Raw genomic sequence first — 17172 nt, forward strand, 5'->3', positions numbered from 1 at the left:
CAGTGGAGGGAATTAATCAAAAAATTAAGCTAATTAAAAGAAGAGGTTATGGGTTAAATAATTTTGATAATTTTAGAAGAAGGGTTCTGCTTAATTGGTATTTTGGCTAGTAATTTATCATAGTTAGTCTGAAAGAGCCAAAAGTCTTCATAAACTTCGGGATGGGGGAAGAGCAAATCCACATCATCGAAACAGAGAATTAAGGGGGTATTGGCATTGACTAATAGATAGTTTTCAACGTAGGTGGTGCAGCTTACTTTTGACCCCATATAGTCTTCATCCCAATACTCGTCTAACTCATTGGGTAAATGGAGTTCGTGAGTCAAATTAATACACAACCAGCGTAAGAATTTATCCAGATTGGTGAAATGTTTGCTGCTATCTGCCAGCTTCAAGCTTACACTGGCGATGCGGTAGCCTTGAGTGGCGAGTTGAGCCAATACGCGAGTCACGAGAAAAGTTTTACCCATGAGGCTAGGTGCTTTAATCCGTACCAGCCCCCCCGGTTGGGATAGGGTTTTCGTACAGATTGTTTCTAGGGGAGAGCGCTCCACATAGCGATCGGGTATCAATGTTTCTGGTGCTTCGGGAGTGGTTTGGCATAACTCTGTACTCTGCTGTTTTGGGGGAGCTGAAGGCGAAGGAGAATTATGATTTTGGCTGAGGGGATTGGTTGAGTCAGTAGCCGCCATTTGCTGTTGCCAATATGCCTCTAAAACTTGTTTTAAGTTACTTTTTTTGACTTGTTTACCTAAGGCTTCACTTAAGGTTTTCCACAGCTTTGGGGCGACATCTTGACCAAGATAACTGGTCGAATATTGATTTTGTGCCGCAATTTGATCGTAGTCTTGTCTATCCCAAGCTCCTTTGAGAACGATTACTTCAACATCAGTTAAGCTGCGGTGGGTGTGATCGGATACAGCTTGGTTCGCTATTTTTACCGCCTGTTCTCGGTCAAATTTCATCGTCGATCATCCTTAACAGTTAGGGGTTATAGGGTTTCTGCTGTGGGGGCGCAAGGATGGTGCCCTCACCCCCAGCGCTGATCCTGTACCTCACCACACCGATAAACCCTATCTATATTACTGAAACCTGAATTATCCTGAATTATCCTGAATTATCCTGAATTATCCTGAATTCACTTAATTTTCATACTACCTATTTTTCCTCAATTATTCCGTTGATTTTACCAGCACAATGGCAATTGGAAGTGAAGTCAAGTTTGTTTAGGTTTGAGATTTAATATGGCTACTAGACCATCGAATTCCTTTACCCGCATAGCAGATGTTCCAGTTCATTATGCTCGTAATGAGCGTAGCCCATCCAATGGCTACGGAACACGAGGGGTTCCTTATAGATTTTATGCAACGACTGAGGCTGAACGAAAACTCGATCAATGTTTCTTTGAACTATGGGATCTTTGTCCTTATGGAAAAGCCGAGGTAATAACATCTGCTGGAACTTGGGTAAATAAGCCCATTTATCATGGCAAAGGTCGAGCTTTTGATCTTGATGGAATCTTTTGGTCTGACCGAACGTTTGTCACTCTCTGGGACGGTCATCAGAGAGGAGATCGTAGATTTTACTTCGGGGTCGAAGCTATTTTAAGAAAGCATTTTGGGACAGTATTAAATTATTTATATGATCGTGCCCATCGAGATCATTTTCACCTTGACGACGGAACGAGTGTCGGCTTTCAATCAGGTTCCAAAAGCAGAGTGCTTTTTCTGCAAGGAGCTCTAGTCTATGTTTTCGGTATTTCTGTCGGTTCATCAGGAATTGATGGTAAATACGGACGAGATACGAAATCTGCGCTGCAACAAGCTTTATCTCACTTGAGTATTACTGGAAATATTTCTAATCGTAGTGTTTGGTTGCAATTTTTAACTGGTATCGCTAATACTGCTTTTGGTTCGGGTTCTATTTCTCGCCGAGAAATTGCGATAGTAAAACCAACTTTTAGACAAGAGTTTTCTCAACACGAGAGTATTGAGTTTGAGATAACAGGCGACAGTAATATTCAGACGATAACAATTGTCTCTGATGAATCTGAAACAGTAGCTCAACGGGAATCATCTAGTAAATGGATCGCTCGTAATGCTCAATTCTTAAAGTTTGGAGAAAAAACATTTAGAGTTAGAGGCTTTAACAATACTAATCGGTTAGTAGCAGAGTCTTTAGTTGATATTATTTTAAAACGTTCTTCAGCAGAAGATTATACTCCACCTGAAGGAGTCGTAAAGTTTTTAGGTGATATTCGATATGGTCTTGATCAAGCGACTCAAATGAGTGCACCTTTTGTCGATTGTAAGATAATGCTCGAATTAGAGGGGGGACAGTTTTATATTGACTCAGAAATGACCGTCACTATTGATGGTTCTCCAAAAGCTCCAGAAATAGCTCCTTGTTGCGGTCTAACCGAAACACTTTTGAGATATCCTAATTCAATTGGACAAAAACAATATATCAATTCAGAGGATGTGCCTTATATAGCTCTTCCTGATAATTATGAAGAGCTAGGCATTTTTTTAGGTGATATTGTGGCTGTTATGTATAATGAACAAATTGAGTTTGCTATTTTTGCCAATGTGAGTCGCTGTTCTAATAAACTTGTCAGTGGTTCTATTGCACTTTTGCAATCTTTATTAGGAAATAACGACTTCCAAAGTGATATCAGCACGACCGGAATTACCGAAGATGTTGTCTATATTATTTTTCCTGGGTCTGGAGATAATACTCCTCAATCTCCAGAAGCCATTCGTTATAAAGGACGACTTCTATTGGAGCAACTAGGTGGTCAAATACCTGGGGACGAGCCAGTAACTGAAACTATTCGTCGAGAAGATGGTGATGTCTTTAAACAACTTTCAGGGCAACCTTTAGGAAAGTTAGAGGAAAATATCATCAATCAAACTCTAAGACAGGTTGTGTTCAAAGAACAGAAAACATTACCGGAAAGTCCAACTCCTGAAATCACCTTAGAATCTCTTGCCAATGACATAGACATTTTAGCTAGAACCATCTACGGTGAAGCCAGGGGAGAATCGGATCAAGGTAAAGCAGCAGTCGCTTGGAGTGTGATTAATCGAGTTAATTATGCTCAAGCTCGTGGTGGTTATTGGTGGGGAAATACCATTCGTGATGTCTGTCTCAAACCTTGGCAGTATTCCTGCTGGAATCGCAATAATCCCAATCGTTCTGTGATTCTTAATGTCACCGCTAACAATTCAGTTTTTGCTCGCTGTCTAAAAATTGTTGAGGATGTAATTGCTCGGCGAATTTCTACACCCGTGGATGGTGCTACGCATTATTACGCTGACTATATAAGTCCACCATCATGGGTTCGTTCAGGTACATTTGTAATCAAAATAGGGGTTCACTTGTTTTATAAAAATGTTGCCTGATTGTTTGAGAGAAAATGTGAATTAAAACCATCGAATTTCAACTGTAATTTATTTATGTTTAAGCAGCAACCAATGAAACGTTTCTTTTCCGTAGTAATGAGCATCTTTATAGTTGTTTTCATAACTTTAAACTTATCTTCTGCCAGTGCTTTAGCACAAACTAATAGTAATTTTTCAAATTCGGAAGAAAAGCCAACTCTAGAATCCATTGAAAATCATCTCAACACCATAGAGTTAATTTTGCTCTCAACTCAAGAAGAGCAGCCCGAACCTGAAGAAACCACAGAAATTGTAGAAACAGAAAGCATTCAGCAAGAATCTGGTCATTATAGCCCAGTTTCAGAAGCGGTTAATGTGGGAACGTTGAATCAATTCAAAGCCAGAATTGATAGCTGGTCTGGACTTCCCAATTTCAGTGGCGATGAAGTTACCCGATTACTTTATAACAAGTGTGGTGGTCTTCAAAACTCCGTTCCGCCTTCAAGAGTTTGGAATAATATTGCTCCCACTCTAGCTGTTTTACAAAGGTTACGCACTGATTTAGGTACACCTATACATATGACTAGTGTTTACCGTCATCCTGATTACAATACATGTGTTGGTGGAGTAACTAATTCCTTTCATTCTCTGAGATCTGATAATAAAAGCATGACTGCCATTGATTTTTATGCTAATTCCGGGAATCCACGGGCTTGGACAAAAAAATTGAGAAGTTACCGAGGTCAGACCTTTACTAATCCTGCAACTGAAGGTACTTTTACTTTCGCTGGTGGTATTGGTACATACGGCACTTTTACCCACATCGATACAGGAGGCTATAACAGCGACTTTGGACCTAACAATTTCTAAATAGGTATCTTAAGCTAGGGCTTGCTGAAAAAGTCTCCAGAGCGAATCTAGATGCCATACAGTTTACCTAGTGGTAGTTGTGTTAAACATAAGTAAACAAAGAGAAGCAAATAATGTTTGAAATAAAAGCACTACCGGCACCGCCACCAGATAAAATTCCAGCCAATTTACAGGATGCCTTAAACACAACCTTGACCGATATAGAGAGTATTCAAGAACAGATTCGTCAACTGGAATCTAAGTTGGAAAAGCGAATGGGAGAGGCTCAAATATTTGCCGCTGCCACAGAAACAATATGTGGTCAATTTGATGATAAGCAGCACGTCGAACAGTACGATGGAAGTTTAGGAGTTGCGCGTGAATTTGTTGTCGAGCATGAAAGACCGGTCGGGCAGATCCAATGGTTAACGAATTTTGGTAATTCCTTTGCTATGAGAAAATTGTGCGATCGCGAGACTTTTTGAAGAGTTTGAGGAACGCAGCCCCAAACCCAACTCGGCAGGCAAAAAAGACAAATAATCACGGGGCGTCCTAAATCTTCCCAAAGCTCTATAGCCCTTGGGGAGTGGGTTTCAAGCCTTCGTTGCTTTTGATTCAGTTTCTTCCAATGCCAAAATTTAGTCTAAAGTCCATATTTTAGAGAACTTGTAAAAATTTAAACCCGGAAAAATAAGGTGTGTTTATCGTGCATATACTCAACTTCTTATCCAAAAATCGTCCATCGCCCAAGGGATTTCAACCTCAATCAACTCCTGCCAAAGTACAGAGAGAAACTTTTGTACTAGAACCCATTTTAACGCCCAGTGGTCTGGTGGATGGCATGGATGATACCCCTGACCTAGCAGGAGTTGAACTATCATCTGACCCATTGGATCAAGTGCCTATCCCAGAAATTGATGATATTTCGCCTGACAGTATCCTGGACAATTCTATTTCGGATGAAGACTTAGAGGAGATTCCTTTTATCACCGAGGAAGTATCTGAACTTGAAGAACCGCTAAACATAGTTACATTAGAGAACCCTAACCCCACCTTTGAATCTGGAGTTTTCACAGTTGGTGACAGCGGTGAAGTGGAAATTGATTTCCTCTTTGACGGTGGTGGCTATAGAGGAGAATTAGCCATCTTCAGTTTAGAGGGGATGGATCAGTTTGAACCGGGTTCAGAAGACTTTATCTTAGAAGCCAGTAGTCGTGCTTTAAGCGATTCGGAATTAGGTCACATTGTCATTGCTGATCAAACAGAAGGAGCCAAATTTAGTGGACAGCTTGGGGAAGGCGATCAAAATGCTGGGGAATATCTGGGCGCGAAGTCATTTGTGATGCGTCCTGGGGATAAGTTTGGCTTCATGTTAGTCCCCAATGGTCAGGTGCAGCAGGTTTTTGATAACCCCGAAATTGAGGGTGCAGTACGTCCATTATTCTCTTTAGCAACGGCTAACCCAGATGATGGGTTTCATGTTGGGCAAATTGCCGATGTGACGGGGGATGGCAATACGTTCGTGATGGAAGATTTGCGAGTTGATAGTTGGACCGATCGGGATTATAACGATGTTATTTTCCAGGTGAGAGGTGCTACTGGAGAAGCTGTAGATTTAGATGATGTCATTGAAGGTGAAGATTGGCGAGAAAGTCAACTAGGGCTAGATTTAATCAGTTATGCAGAAGAATCTGTCTTTGAAACCGAACTCACCAATGATGTAACCGAAATTACCCAAGATGCAGATGTTGCTATAGATGACCTTAATATTACCGTAGATGAGGAGTTAACCACTCTACCTACAGACTTGGATGAAGCCTTAGCTACCCCCGAAAGTATCCTTGATGATGACTTTGCTCAATTACCAGAAGATTTGGGTCTTGCTGAGGATAACTTGGAAGCTGTTTTGGCAGAACATTTAGCTCAGTTTCCAGACGACTCCGAGCGTAGTAGTGACGACTTCACTGGTGACCAACCAGAGGAAGTCCAAATTGCTTTAGATATTGCCAACAATGTCTTGACAGACAAATTAGCAGAAGTTGAGACTGGTTTAAATAACGATCTCCAGGAACTGGGGGATAAACCCCAGGAAGTCCATAACGAACTTGATGCTCTCCAACAGGAACTCGACGAACTCAAAACTGCTTTAGCAGCAGAACTGTCTGAGATACCAGCGGAACTACAGGAAGCTTTAACCGAATTCGATGAGTTGATTGAGGTGGCTCGGAGTGACTTTGATACCGAGCTTGATGGTAGCGAACTTAAAGCTATCTTGACCGAGTTTGCTGAAGATATGGATACTTCTTTAGCAACAGAAGAAGATAGCTTCCTGGCGACACCTACCTATATTGGAGAAAATAACCCCATCAGTCGCAATACCTTGGGAAATGATTATAACTTCCCAACTGCTGACCAACCTTTAGTGGGCATCATTGATACAGGGTTTAATGATCAAAATCCGGATATTGATTATAACCGAATTATTTTAGGTCGCGATCGCCTCGATAATGACGATAATCCCCTCTTAGCATCTCAAGAAGGAGATGAACACGGTACTCATATTCTGGGCATTATTGGTGCAACCCAGGACAACAGCCTTGGTATTGATGGTATTAATGATGATGCACCTCTTTGGTTAGGCAGAGCCGTAGAATCCGGTCGTTGGGCAGAGTCTTTGGTAGAATTCGTTGATGCTGCCCAAGATTCTGGACAACCTCATGCCGTAGCTAACCTTAGTTTTGATTTAACCGAAATCAACCCTGACGGTACGGTAACAACTCGCTCTGAGTTAACTGCTAATGAAATAGCAGCTATTGACTATGCTCGTCAAAATGGCATTATTCTGGTGGTAGCAGCAGGTAATGAAGGGGGAGAAGTCTCGGCTCTCGGAAAAGCTGCCCAAGAGTTCGATAATATTGTTACCGTCGGAGCCATTGAGCAAACGGAATCCGAAATCCCCGAACTACTAGAGTTTGGTGTAATTGAAGAAATAGAACGAGCACCATACTCTAACTATGGGGAACATCTTCATCTTGTAGCTTCTGGCGGTACAGATGATAATCCCATCGTCTCCACTGTCGATAATGGCGTAGGGATTATGGCTGGAACCTCCGTAGCGGCAGCCAAAGTAACAGGAGCAATATCCCAAGTTTGGGCAGCTAATCCCCAACTCAGCTACCAGCAGGTGATTGATATCCTCAAGTCCACTGCTACAGATTTAAACTCTCCTGGTTGGGATGCTGAAACTGGTGCAGGTGTCCTCAATCTCGACGCGGCTATACTAATGGCAGTAGCAACTACTCCATTAACAGCCGATTTACCTTCCGAAGTAACCACACCAACTTTAAATCAGGGTTCAACCACTGCCTCAGAAAGACCAGCCGGTTTCTGGAGCAAGGTTAAGAAGGGCTTCAAGAAGGTTGGTAAAGGTTTTAAAAAAGCTGTTAATAAGATTGGTGATGGAGCGAAGAAAGTAACTAAAAAGTTTGCTAATGGAGTTAAAAGCGTCGTTGGCAAAATTGGCAAAGGCATCAAGGAGTTGGGGAGTAAGATTGGCAACAAGGTTAAAGATTTTGTTGGTAAAGTTGGTGGTTTTGTTGGCAAAGTCGGGAAAGGTGTTAAAAATGTTGTTAAGAAAGTAGCCAGTACGGTTTGGAATGGGGTAAAGTGGGTAAGCCGCAAACTCTGGTATGGTTTGCAAGGTATCTATAATCGGGTCAAACAATGGACAAATTCCTTACCATCTCGCTTGCGACGATTAGTAGATAACCTCTGGGCAGGAGTCAAAAGTCTCAAACCTTGGTCTGTATCTTGGTGGAAGTCCTTGGGTAAAGCTGAGACGTGGATAGATTTCTTAAAATGGTTGGGTAAAAACCTGATTTATGTAGCAGAAGTTGCAAGGGTTGGGGAACTCTACGAAACTGCTGCTGAGTTCTTGAAATTTAATACTCGTCCCCTCAATCAACGCGAGATCGATTTAGCCAGGAGTGTTTTCGGCAATGCTATTAATTATAACCTAGTACGAGTAGATACAAAAGCCGTCCTTGCTCTTGCAGATAGTGTGTGGAAATTTATTGTGCGTAAGAATAAGAAACTGGAGCTTAAGAATAGGCCATTAGTAACATTCAATACCATTAACTCTTGGGGGCCATTGGAGGATGATACCTTCATCCATGAGATGACTCATGTTTGGCAATATCAACAGGATGGGGCAATTTACATGCCACAAGCTATCCATGCACAAAAAGTTGGAGCTGGATATGATTACCTCGGTTTAACAGAACTACAAGCACGCAAGGATGCTGGTCGAGGTTTGACTAGCTTTAATCGCGAACAACAAGGGGCTATTATCCAAGATTACTATCTTCTCCTCAATGACGAGCAACCCGATCACGCAGCTAATGCTACCTGTGACCATTTACCCCTATATGCCCATTTTGTCAAAGATGCTTCTACTTTAACGGTAGACCAACTAGTAGGTCATGGTTGTTCTCCACCTTCTCCAAGCGACCTTTCTGGTAAGTCCTTTAATGTCATAGAAGAACCCCGAGATGCAGGAGATAGTTTCACGACCGAATTTGAAATCCAAAATACTCAGGCTAATTCCTCATCAGGTTCATTTAATGTGGATTTTTATATCTCCAGCAATGACTTTATCAGCACTTCAGATCGTTACTTAGGTAGCTACTTAGTTGGCAATATATTAGGCAATAGTAGCACTGGCACCTTAAATAAAACCCTGACTTTACCTAGTAAAGGAGACTCCTTCTGGAACAGTCTGGAAGACGGTACTTATTACATCGGCATGATTGTAGATGGTGATGGTGATGTAGCCGAGACTAATGAAAGCAACAACCAGAACACTGGCGAGTTTAAGGACTATGATGCTGTACAAATTAACGATACTCAGCCAGTCGTTAATGCTTGGTCTTCTTCCGGTAGTTTCGACGACTTTAAACAACAAATTTCAGACCGATGGGATCAAGGTTTTGAATTAACCAGTGTTGAGCGTGGTGATGACCGATGGTTTGGGGTATTTGGCGAGGATGAAAGACCCAATGCTTGGTCTTATTCCGGCAACTTTGACACCTTTAAGCAACAAATTTCAGACCGATGGGATACAGGTCATAATTTAATTGATGTTGAGTACGGTGATGGCCGGTGGTTTGGGGTCTTTGGTTCAGATAAGGGACGCAATGCTTACTCTTCTTCCGGTAACTTTGACACCTTTACACAACAGATTTCAGACCGATGGGATCAAGATTATGAACTTGTTGATGTTGGATATGGAGATGGCAGGTGGTTTGGGGTCTTCAGTGAAAATACTGGACGCAATGCTTACTCTTCTTCCGGTAACTTTGATACCTTTGATCAACAAATTTCAGACCGATGGGATGCAGGTTTTGATTTAATTAATGTTGAATACGGTGATGGGAGGTGGTTTGGTGTCTTTGGTCCAGATAAGGGACGCAATGCTTACTCTTCTTCCGGCAACTTTGATGAATTTCAGCAACAAATTGAAGAGCGATGGGATGAAGGTTTTGAAATGGTTGATGTGGGATATGGAGATGGCAGGTGGTTTGGCGTGTTTCAAGATGATTGAGTCACTCTGATAATTCTCTGTCAGTGCGATCGCTCACAGAACCTAATGGCATGGCACGACTAAAAATGTAGGTTGGGTTTCGCTGTCGCTCTACCCAACACAGCCTACTCCAGTGTTGGGTTACTCTGCGAGAAGTCTTGCACCTACGTTACCTCAACCCACCCTACACCCAATACACCAAATTAGCTGTGTCACGCCACTAGAAATTTTAAGTGATTGCTTCAGTTAGTGATCGCACTCAAATCCCAATATCAAACCCTTTGTGATACATAAAAACTACCCTATGGAATCAATACCTTTCCTGAGCATCGACAACGAATCAATCTCCCTTAGCCAAGCCCTCAACTACCTCCGCGCTGCTGGAAGCCTCCAACGTACTCTAGAGGATATCCTCCGCCAGTACCTTCTAGAAAAACAACTTGAAGTCAGAGAAGATATCGAGATTGATTCCTTAAGACTTGACCAATCCATCATGGACTTCCGGTTACAGAATCAACTCACTGAACCCAAACAATTCCAAACCTGGCTCAAAAGCAATGGCATGACATACGATGACTTTCAAAACAAAGTAGCCTTTAGCTTCAAAGTCGAAAAACTCAAAACAGAAATAACCGAACCCAAATTAGAGGACTACTTTAACCAACGCAAACCCTTTCTAGATGGAGTCGTCCTTTCCCGGATTATCCTCAAAGATAAACAACTCGCCGAAAATCTTCAACAGCAGATTTTGGCAGATAAAAGTAAATTTGAACCCTTAGCCAGAGAACATTCCCTCAGCAATGACCGGATTCTCAATGGGATGATGGGTTCAGTCAGTCGGGGTCAATTACCGGAAATTCTCAAAACCGCTCTTAATTCCGCTAGTCCCGGTGAACTTATCGGTCCCCTAGAAATTGATGGTCATTATGCTCTATTTCGGGTTGAGCAGTTTCTCCCCGCAACCTTAGAAGGAAGACTAAAGCAAGAACTGCAAAATCAACTGTTTGAGCAATGGCTACAGGAAAAACTCCAAGGAATGAAGATAAAGCTAGAAAACTATTAATTTAGCGATGACTCTCAAAGAGTACCTAACCCAGGAAAATTATCAGGACTGGCTTTGTCCAGACCTAACCAAATACTGGACTTTAGTAAAAGTGCGAGATTCCAATAACATTATCCTTAGAGCCATAGAAGGTCAAGAGAAATTCCGCTTCTCCCCCATTGAAGGCTACACTCTACGTTACTTTACTGAACAATATACAGTTAGACAAATCCAACAATTTGCTCAGAAAGAATTCCCCAACGCTGACCCAAACTTAGTTGTCAACTTACTGCAAAAGCTCATTAGTCACAAGATTTTGGCATTCGATGAAACCCAAGAGAACCGGAAAGCCAATCAGCCGCAATACACATCTCCATCCTCAACCCCCAATCTTCACTCTCCTCGCCTCAAATCTGGTGTCTATTGGCTGTACCACCCTGAAGACTACTGGATTCTCCGCAACCCAGTAGCCGGAACCCATCGCGGACTGTTACAGAAAGATATCCCCATTCTCACCTTTCTCCAAGTCAGCCCTCACGATAAAGCCATTATCGACCAACTCGCCACACTCCCTCCCAAACAAATCAGTAACCCCAAACTTCGCTACCTGCTGCAACTCCTCACCGCCACCGCCATGCTGGAAGGGACACAACCCCCCAAACCCCGTCGGCGTAAATTTACCCCCATGCAGCTATTATTTTTCAAAGTTTCCCTATTCAACCCTGACCCCTGGCTAACCCAACATATTGACAAATTGCGCTTTTTGTACAGTCGCCCCTTCGCCTTTTTCCTCTGCCTATTTTTAGCCTTTTCAATCCTTCTTGGACTCCACCAACACTTAAACATTCTCTACCAAGGTCAACAACTTTGGCAACACCAAAGCGCTTCTTTAATCCTTCCCTTCATCCTACTTACAGCCTTAGTCGTCACCCTTCACGAACTAGGTCATGCCTTCAGCTTAAAACAGTATGGCGGCATTGTTCCTGAAATGGGATTCCTATTTATGTGCCTGTTTCCGGCTGCCTATACCAATACCACCGATTCTTATTGCTTGTCACGCTGGCAAAGAATTCTAGTCGTTGGCGCAGGTATCCTCGTCCAAATCACCCTCGCCGCCATCGCCCTATGGTTGTGGAACCTCTCCACCACAGGGAATTGGCTTCATACTACCAGTTATTTACTCATGATAGCCAGTCTATTTACCATTGCCCTAAATCTCAATCCCCTAGCCAAATTCGATGGCTATTATCTCGCTGTCGCCATAACCGGAATTAACAATCTTCGTAACCGTGCTTTTAGCTTTTACGCTCACCTACTTACAGGTCAACCCATTAACGAAACCCGGAGGGATTCCTGGATTCTAGCCGCTTATGCTCCCTTAAGTCTTGCCTATATATGGTTCGTCTTCGGGTTTCTCTTCTTGAGAATAACCGACTGGATTCTCCTAAATATTCCCACCACCGCCTTACTTCTCTTGCTTATCTGGGCAATTTACTTCTATTTTCCTAGAAAGAGTTCAGTGGCAACAGGCAATAGGTAAACGACAACAGCGAATACAAGATTTACATGGGTTTTTGCTTAACCGATTCATAAATATTTAAAGCTGATGACATCTCACCCTAATACCAAAAACTCCCTCAATAATGCCACCTCTCCTTTGCGAGTTGTTCCACCAACGCTTCCTGCTGAGGAAGCATCCACACCCACTGCACCAGAAACGCTGATTGGGGGATCACCTCGTCAGCAAACAAATCCCACCCAAAATACTTCCACCTCATTTCCTTACAAACACCTCTTGGGTATCGGCATCATCGTAATTGGCTTAGGCTTAATCAGTCAAATTCCTGTTTCCAACTCAGTTAATGCAGAAGCACAGTTAGAACCCGCACCCAATTCTCATCAAATCGTTTACACAGAAGTTCCTGGAACCATGACCGAACTTTTAGTACAACCCAATCAACAAGTCCAAGACAATCAAGCGATCGCGATTATCTCTACTGAGGATATGGACGTGGAAATTGCCCAATCCCAAGCTGAATTAGACCAAGCGATTTCTAACTATAAATCCGCTTCATTTAAACTAAACACCCTCTCAGCACAAATAAATGAAACATCCGTCAAAGAATCCTTGATAACCCAGCAAATCCAACAACTTCAGCAAGAACTTCCCCATTTACCCGAAGTCGAAAAACTCAACCAAGAGATTGCCGCCCTGCAAAGCACCATTACTGGGATACGCAGCCAGATAGCAGGAAGAACTGAAACTTTAGCCAGAACTCAAGAACGAATTAGTAGATATCAAGACTTAGTTGCCCAAGGTGTTCTCGCCCTCAATATCTTAGAAGATATGCAAGATAGAGAATCCCATCTTATTAGTGAAATTACCACAAAAGAAAGCGAAATTAACCAATTTAAACAACAAGTTGCTGCAAAACAAGCGGAAATTAAAATCGTAACCAATAGAAAACAAGAGGAATTAGCAGACCTGCAAAACGAACTCCATATCCTAGCTGCTACCCGTCAAACGGCTACTGTAGAGTTATCCGCTGCTCGTAAAGGAGTCACCAGCCAACAACCATTACTCAACACCTTAAAAACGGAACTAGAAAGACGACAAAATAAACAACAAGCTCATCAAATATTGAAAGCAAAACAAACGGGATTTATTATTACTCCAGATTTCCACAAACTCCTAGGTCGAAAAATGCCTGCGGGAGAACCGATTTTGGAGATTGCCGATTTAAGTCATCTTGTCGCCATTATTGAAGTTCCCCAAACGGACTCCGATATTGTAAAAAATGGGGCGAAGGTAACCTTCCGTCCCCTAGAACCCGGATTACCATCTTACACAACTCGCTTAGAAAAGATGGAGTTAGTGATGCAGCCAGATCCCGCTCAACAGAAACAGCTACTAAAAGTTAGAGCCTTGATCAATAATTCTGAGCAACGCTTGATACCGGGTGCAAAAGTTTACGCTTCCATTGAATCGGAAAAAATGCCCCTTTATCAGAAAGTGCAACGAGAATTGATCAAACTGTTTAAGTTTCGCAAATATGGTTGGGTAAATTAGAATTCACCAATTCAGGTGTGCCACCCCCGTAGGGTGAGGAGAGCGAAGCGTAACGCACATTTAGCCCTATAGATGGTGTAGCGGCAGAAGTCCTAATACACCCGTTTTGGTCTTTATACGACTGGCGTTTTTAGCCAATAACTTGAGTTATTTGCGGATGAATGGCATAACAGTAAATGGTGTCATAACTTGTCATGCATTTAAATTGGGAATGGGTAGCGAGCAAGATGCACTACAAGGATTTTGCAATTCTTGACATTAAGATTTAAATGCCGAACAGCTTATCTCAGATCAACGCCATCATAATATAGCTTAAAATCATCTGCTTGCCTGTATATTTTGTTGAAGTCTATAGCCGTTTACAAGCGCGTGATGTACCAAAATGTATGTAGGGGCGCAAGGCTTGCGCCCACACCTAAGCACCTCGTTCTCTGAGAAACGCCATACATCATAGTAAAGTATTAATTAACCAGTCTTCCCACTCAAAGGATAGGATAAAAATGAAACCAATCATCCGTTCCCTTTGCCGTGTCAGCAGTATCGCTCTTAGCCTTCTAGCAGCAATCAGTCCAGCTAAAAGCCAAATTGAGGCGGATAATACACTTCCGGTAAATTCTCAGGTAACCGGGTGTCCAATTTGTATAATTCAAGGAGGGACAGTGCAAGGAGGAAATCTGTTCCATAGTTTTGAAGAGTTTTCTGTGCCGACAGGGGGAGCCGCATTCTTTAATAATGCTTTAGATATTCAGAACATTTTGGGTCGGGTAATGGGTTCTACTCTCTCGAATATTGATGGCTTAATTCAGGCAAATGGTACAGCAAATTTATTTTTAATTAATCCCAATGGGATTATCTTTGGTGAGAATGCCCAGTTAAATATTGGTGGTTCCTTTGTCGCCTCTACAGCTAATGCCATTGGGTTTGGCAATCAAGGCGTTTTTAGTGCCACGAATCCAGATGCGCCGCCTTTACTCACAGTTAACCCCGATACGCTTTTCTTTAATCAATTAGCGGCTCAAGGAGCGAGTTCAATTGAAGTGAGAGGTTCTCTATCTGTACCGTCGGGGGAAAGTTTGTTACTTGTGGGGGGAAATATAGCACCAGATGCGAATTCAACGGGGGAATTATTAATTGATGGTGCTACTTTAGCAGCCTTCGGTGGCAGAGTTGAATTAGCAGGAGTCGGCGCACCGGGAGCGGTGGGATTAGCGGTTGAAAATGGGAGTTTAGGGCTGGATTTTCCAACGGATTTGGCACGAACCGATATCGCAATTTTTGATAGCATTATTGATGTGGCAGAAGCTGATGGGGGTGATATTGTTATTTATCCTAGAGATTTGTCAATTGACAATAGTCAACTCTTGGCGGGAATATTCTCAGGTTTGGGTGTTGTAGATGCTCAAGCTGGAGATATTACCATTGATGCGACTGGAACCGTGGTTGTAGCAGAAGGGGTAATTAGTAATAATGTTGAAGATGGAGCCACAGGAAACGGAGGAGATGTCAGGATGACAGCTTCCTCGCTTTCTCTGACGAATGGCGCTCGAATTGATGCAATTACTTCGGGAGAAGGAGATGCGGGTAAGATAGTAATTCGGGCAACCGATCGCATTTTATTGGATGGGGAAAATAATCAAGGATTCTCCAGTGGTGTTGCTAGTCAAGTGATACCGGGAGCCAAGGGGAATTCTGGAGGAGTGGACATTGATAGTAGCTCTTTAACTGTAACTAATGGCGCTCAAATTGATGCTTCTACCCTTGCAGAAGGAGATGCAGGTAAGATAGTAATTCGGGCAACCGATAGCATCTTGTTGGATGGAGAAGATAGTCAAGGATTCTCCAGTGGTGTTTTGAGTACAGTGCAACTAGGAGCCAAGGGGAATTCTGGGGGCGTGGAAATTGAAACTGGCTCTTTAACTGCAACCAATGGCGCTGAAATTTCTGCCTCTACCTTGGGAGAAGGAGATGCGGGTAAGATAGTGATTTGGGCAACCGATAATGTCTTCTTGGATGGGGAAAATAGTCAAGGATTCTCTAGTGGTGTTTTTAGTACAGTGGAGCAGGAAGCTAAGGGTAATTCTGGAGGAGTGGAAATTGAAACTGGCTCTTTAACTGCCACCAACGGCGCTAGAATTTCTGCTACTACATTTGGAGAAGGAGATGCGGGTAAGGTAGTGATTCGGGCAACCGATAACGTCTTATTTGATGGGGAAGATAGTCGAGGATTCTCTAGTGGTGTTTTTAGTGCAGTGGAGCCGGGAGCCAACGGAAATTCTGGGGGTGTGGAAATTGACAGTGGCTCTTTAAGTGTAACCAACGACGCTCGAATTAATGCCTCTACATCGGGAGAAGGAGATTCAGGTAAGGTGGTGATTCGGGCAACCGATCGCATTTTCTTGGATGGGGAAAATAGTCAAGGATTACTCAGTGGTGTTTTTAGTACAGTGGAGCAGGAAGCCAAGGGGAATTCTGGAGGAGTGGAAATTGAAACTGGCTCTTTAACTGCCACCAACAGCGCTAGAATTTCTGCCACTACATTTGGAGAAGGAGATGCGGGAAAAATAGTAATTCGGGCGACTGATACCATTTTCTTGGATGGGGAAAATAATCAAGGATTCTCTAGTGGTGTTTTTAGTACAGTGGAGCAGGAAGCCAAGGGAAATTCTGGGGGTGTGGAAATTGATAGTGGCTCTTTAACCGTAACCAATGGTGCTCGAATTGATGCCAGTACCTTTGGAGAAGGAGATGCGGGAAAAATAGTAATTCGGGCGACTGACACCATTTTCTTGGATGGGGACACTAGTCAAGGAGAAATTAGTGGTGTTTTTAGTACAGTGGAGCAGGAAGCTAAGGGGAATTCTGGGGGTGTGGAAATTGATAGTGGCTCTTTAATAGTAACTAATGGTGCTCAAATTGATGCCACTACTTTTGGAGAAGGAGATGCCGGGAAGATAGTAATTCGGGCAACCGATAATGTCTTCTTGGATGGAGAAGATAGTCAAGGATTACCCAGTGGTGTTTTTAGTACAGTGCAACCGGGAGCCAAGGGAAATTCTGGAGGAGTGGACATTGATAGTGGCTCTTTAATAGTAACCAACGGCGCTGAAATTTCTGCCACTACTTTTGGAGAAGGAGATGCAGGTAAGATAGTGATTTGGGCAACCGATAACGTCTTATTGGATGGGGAAAATAGTCAAGGATTACTCAGTGGTGTTTTTAGTACAGTGGAGCAGGAAGCTAAGGGTAA

At 42.8% G+C, this 17172-nt stretch carries 9 protein-coding genes and 1 pseudogene; 9 read left to right on the forward strand and 1 reads right to left on the reverse strand.

Features of this window, described 5'->3' with window-relative positions:
- A partial coding sequence (locus RIB93_RS17130; protein ID WP_446369789.1) for a transposase occupies window positions 1-110 on the forward strand: 110 nt, incomplete at its 5' end.
- Window positions 111-149: 39 nt separating this feature from the next.
- On the opposite strand, the pseudogene RIB93_RS17135 reads toward RIB93_RS17130, so the two are convergent.
- Window positions 150-965: pseudogene (locus RIB93_RS17135) on the reverse strand (AAA-like domain-containing protein); the annotation flags it as partial.
- Window positions 966-1244: 279 nt separating this feature from the next.
- Here RIB93_RS17135 and RIB93_RS17140 point away from each other — a divergent pair.
- The 8 genes from RIB93_RS17140 to RIB93_RS17175 form a co-directional block, all read left to right on the forward strand.
- Window positions 1245-3404 (forward strand): cell wall hydrolase, encoded by a 2160-nt coding sequence (locus RIB93_RS17140; RefSeq protein ID WP_446373936.1) that lies wholly within the window; start codon window positions 1245-1247, stop codon window positions 3402-3404.
- Window positions 3405-3476: 72 nt separating this feature from the next.
- On the forward strand, window positions 3477-4253 hold the full coding sequence (locus tag RIB93_RS17145) for a D-Ala-D-Ala carboxypeptidase family metallohydrolase (RefSeq protein ID WP_446373937.1): 777 nt from the start codon (window positions 3477-3479) through the stop codon (window positions 4251-4253).
- Between the two features lie 113 nt (window positions 4254-4366).
- Window positions 4367-4717, forward strand: coding sequence for a hypothetical protein (locus tag RIB93_RS17150; RefSeq protein ID WP_446373938.1), 351 nt, complete (start codon window positions 4367-4369; stop codon window positions 4715-4717).
- A 212-nt stretch (window positions 4718-4929) separates the two neighbouring features.
- Window positions 4930-9834, forward strand: a complete 4905-nt coding sequence (locus tag RIB93_RS17155; protein WP_446373939.1) for a S8 family serine peptidase — start codon at window positions 4930-4932, stop codon at window positions 9832-9834.
- Between the two features lie 283 nt (window positions 9835-10117).
- Entirely contained in the window at window positions 10118-10876 is a 759-nt protein-coding gene (locus tag RIB93_RS17160; protein WP_446373940.1) for a peptidylprolyl isomerase, read from the forward strand.
- A gap of 7 nt (window positions 10877-10883) precedes the next feature.
- Window positions 10884-12395: a site-2 protease family protein gene (locus RIB93_RS17165; RefSeq protein ID WP_446373941.1), complete on the forward strand. Its 1512-nt coding sequence runs from the start codon at window positions 10884-10886 to the stop codon at window positions 12393-12395.
- Window positions 12396-12461: 66 nt separating this feature from the next.
- Window positions 12462-13925: an efflux RND transporter periplasmic adaptor subunit gene (locus tag RIB93_RS17170; protein WP_446373942.1), complete on the forward strand. Its 1464-nt coding sequence runs from the start codon at window positions 12462-12464 to the stop codon at window positions 13923-13925.
- Window positions 13926-14425: 500 nt separating this feature from the next.
- Window positions 14426-17172: two-partner secretion domain-containing protein (locus tag RIB93_RS17175; RefSeq protein WP_446373943.1), on the forward strand; the 2747-nt coding region annotated here is incomplete at its 3' end.

Source organism: Coleofasciculus sp. D1-CHI-01 (genome assembly GCF_040218875.1).
In the GTDB taxonomy this organism is placed as follows: Bacteria; Cyanobacteriota; Cyanobacteriia; order Cyanobacteriales; family Coleofasciculaceae; genus Coleofasciculus.

What these genes read in the sequence shown, in the direction of transcription:
- RIB93_RS17140 (WP_446373936.1), top strand. Translation starts at nt 1,245, where the DNA reads ATGGCTACTAGACCATCGAATTCCTTTACCCGCATAGCAGATGTTCCA.
- RIB93_RS17145 (WP_446373937.1), top strand. Translation starts at nt 3,477, where the DNA reads ATGAAACGTTTCTTTTCCGTAGTAATGAGCATCTTTATAGTTGTTTTC.
- RIB93_RS17150 (WP_446373938.1), top strand. Translation starts at nt 4,367, where the DNA reads ATGTTTGAAATAAAAGCACTACCGGCACCGCCACCAGATAAAATTCCA.
- RIB93_RS17160 (WP_446373940.1), top strand. Translation starts at nt 10,118, where the DNA reads ATGGAATCAATACCTTTCCTGAGCATCGACAACGAATCAATCTCCCTT.
- RIB93_RS17165 (WP_446373941.1), top strand. Translation starts at nt 10,884, where the DNA reads ATGACTCTCAAAGAGTACCTAACCCAGGAAAATTATCAGGACTGGCTT.
- RIB93_RS17170 (WP_446373942.1), top strand. Translation starts at nt 12,462, where the DNA reads ATGACATCTCACCCTAATACCAAAAACTCCCTCAATAATGCCACCTCT.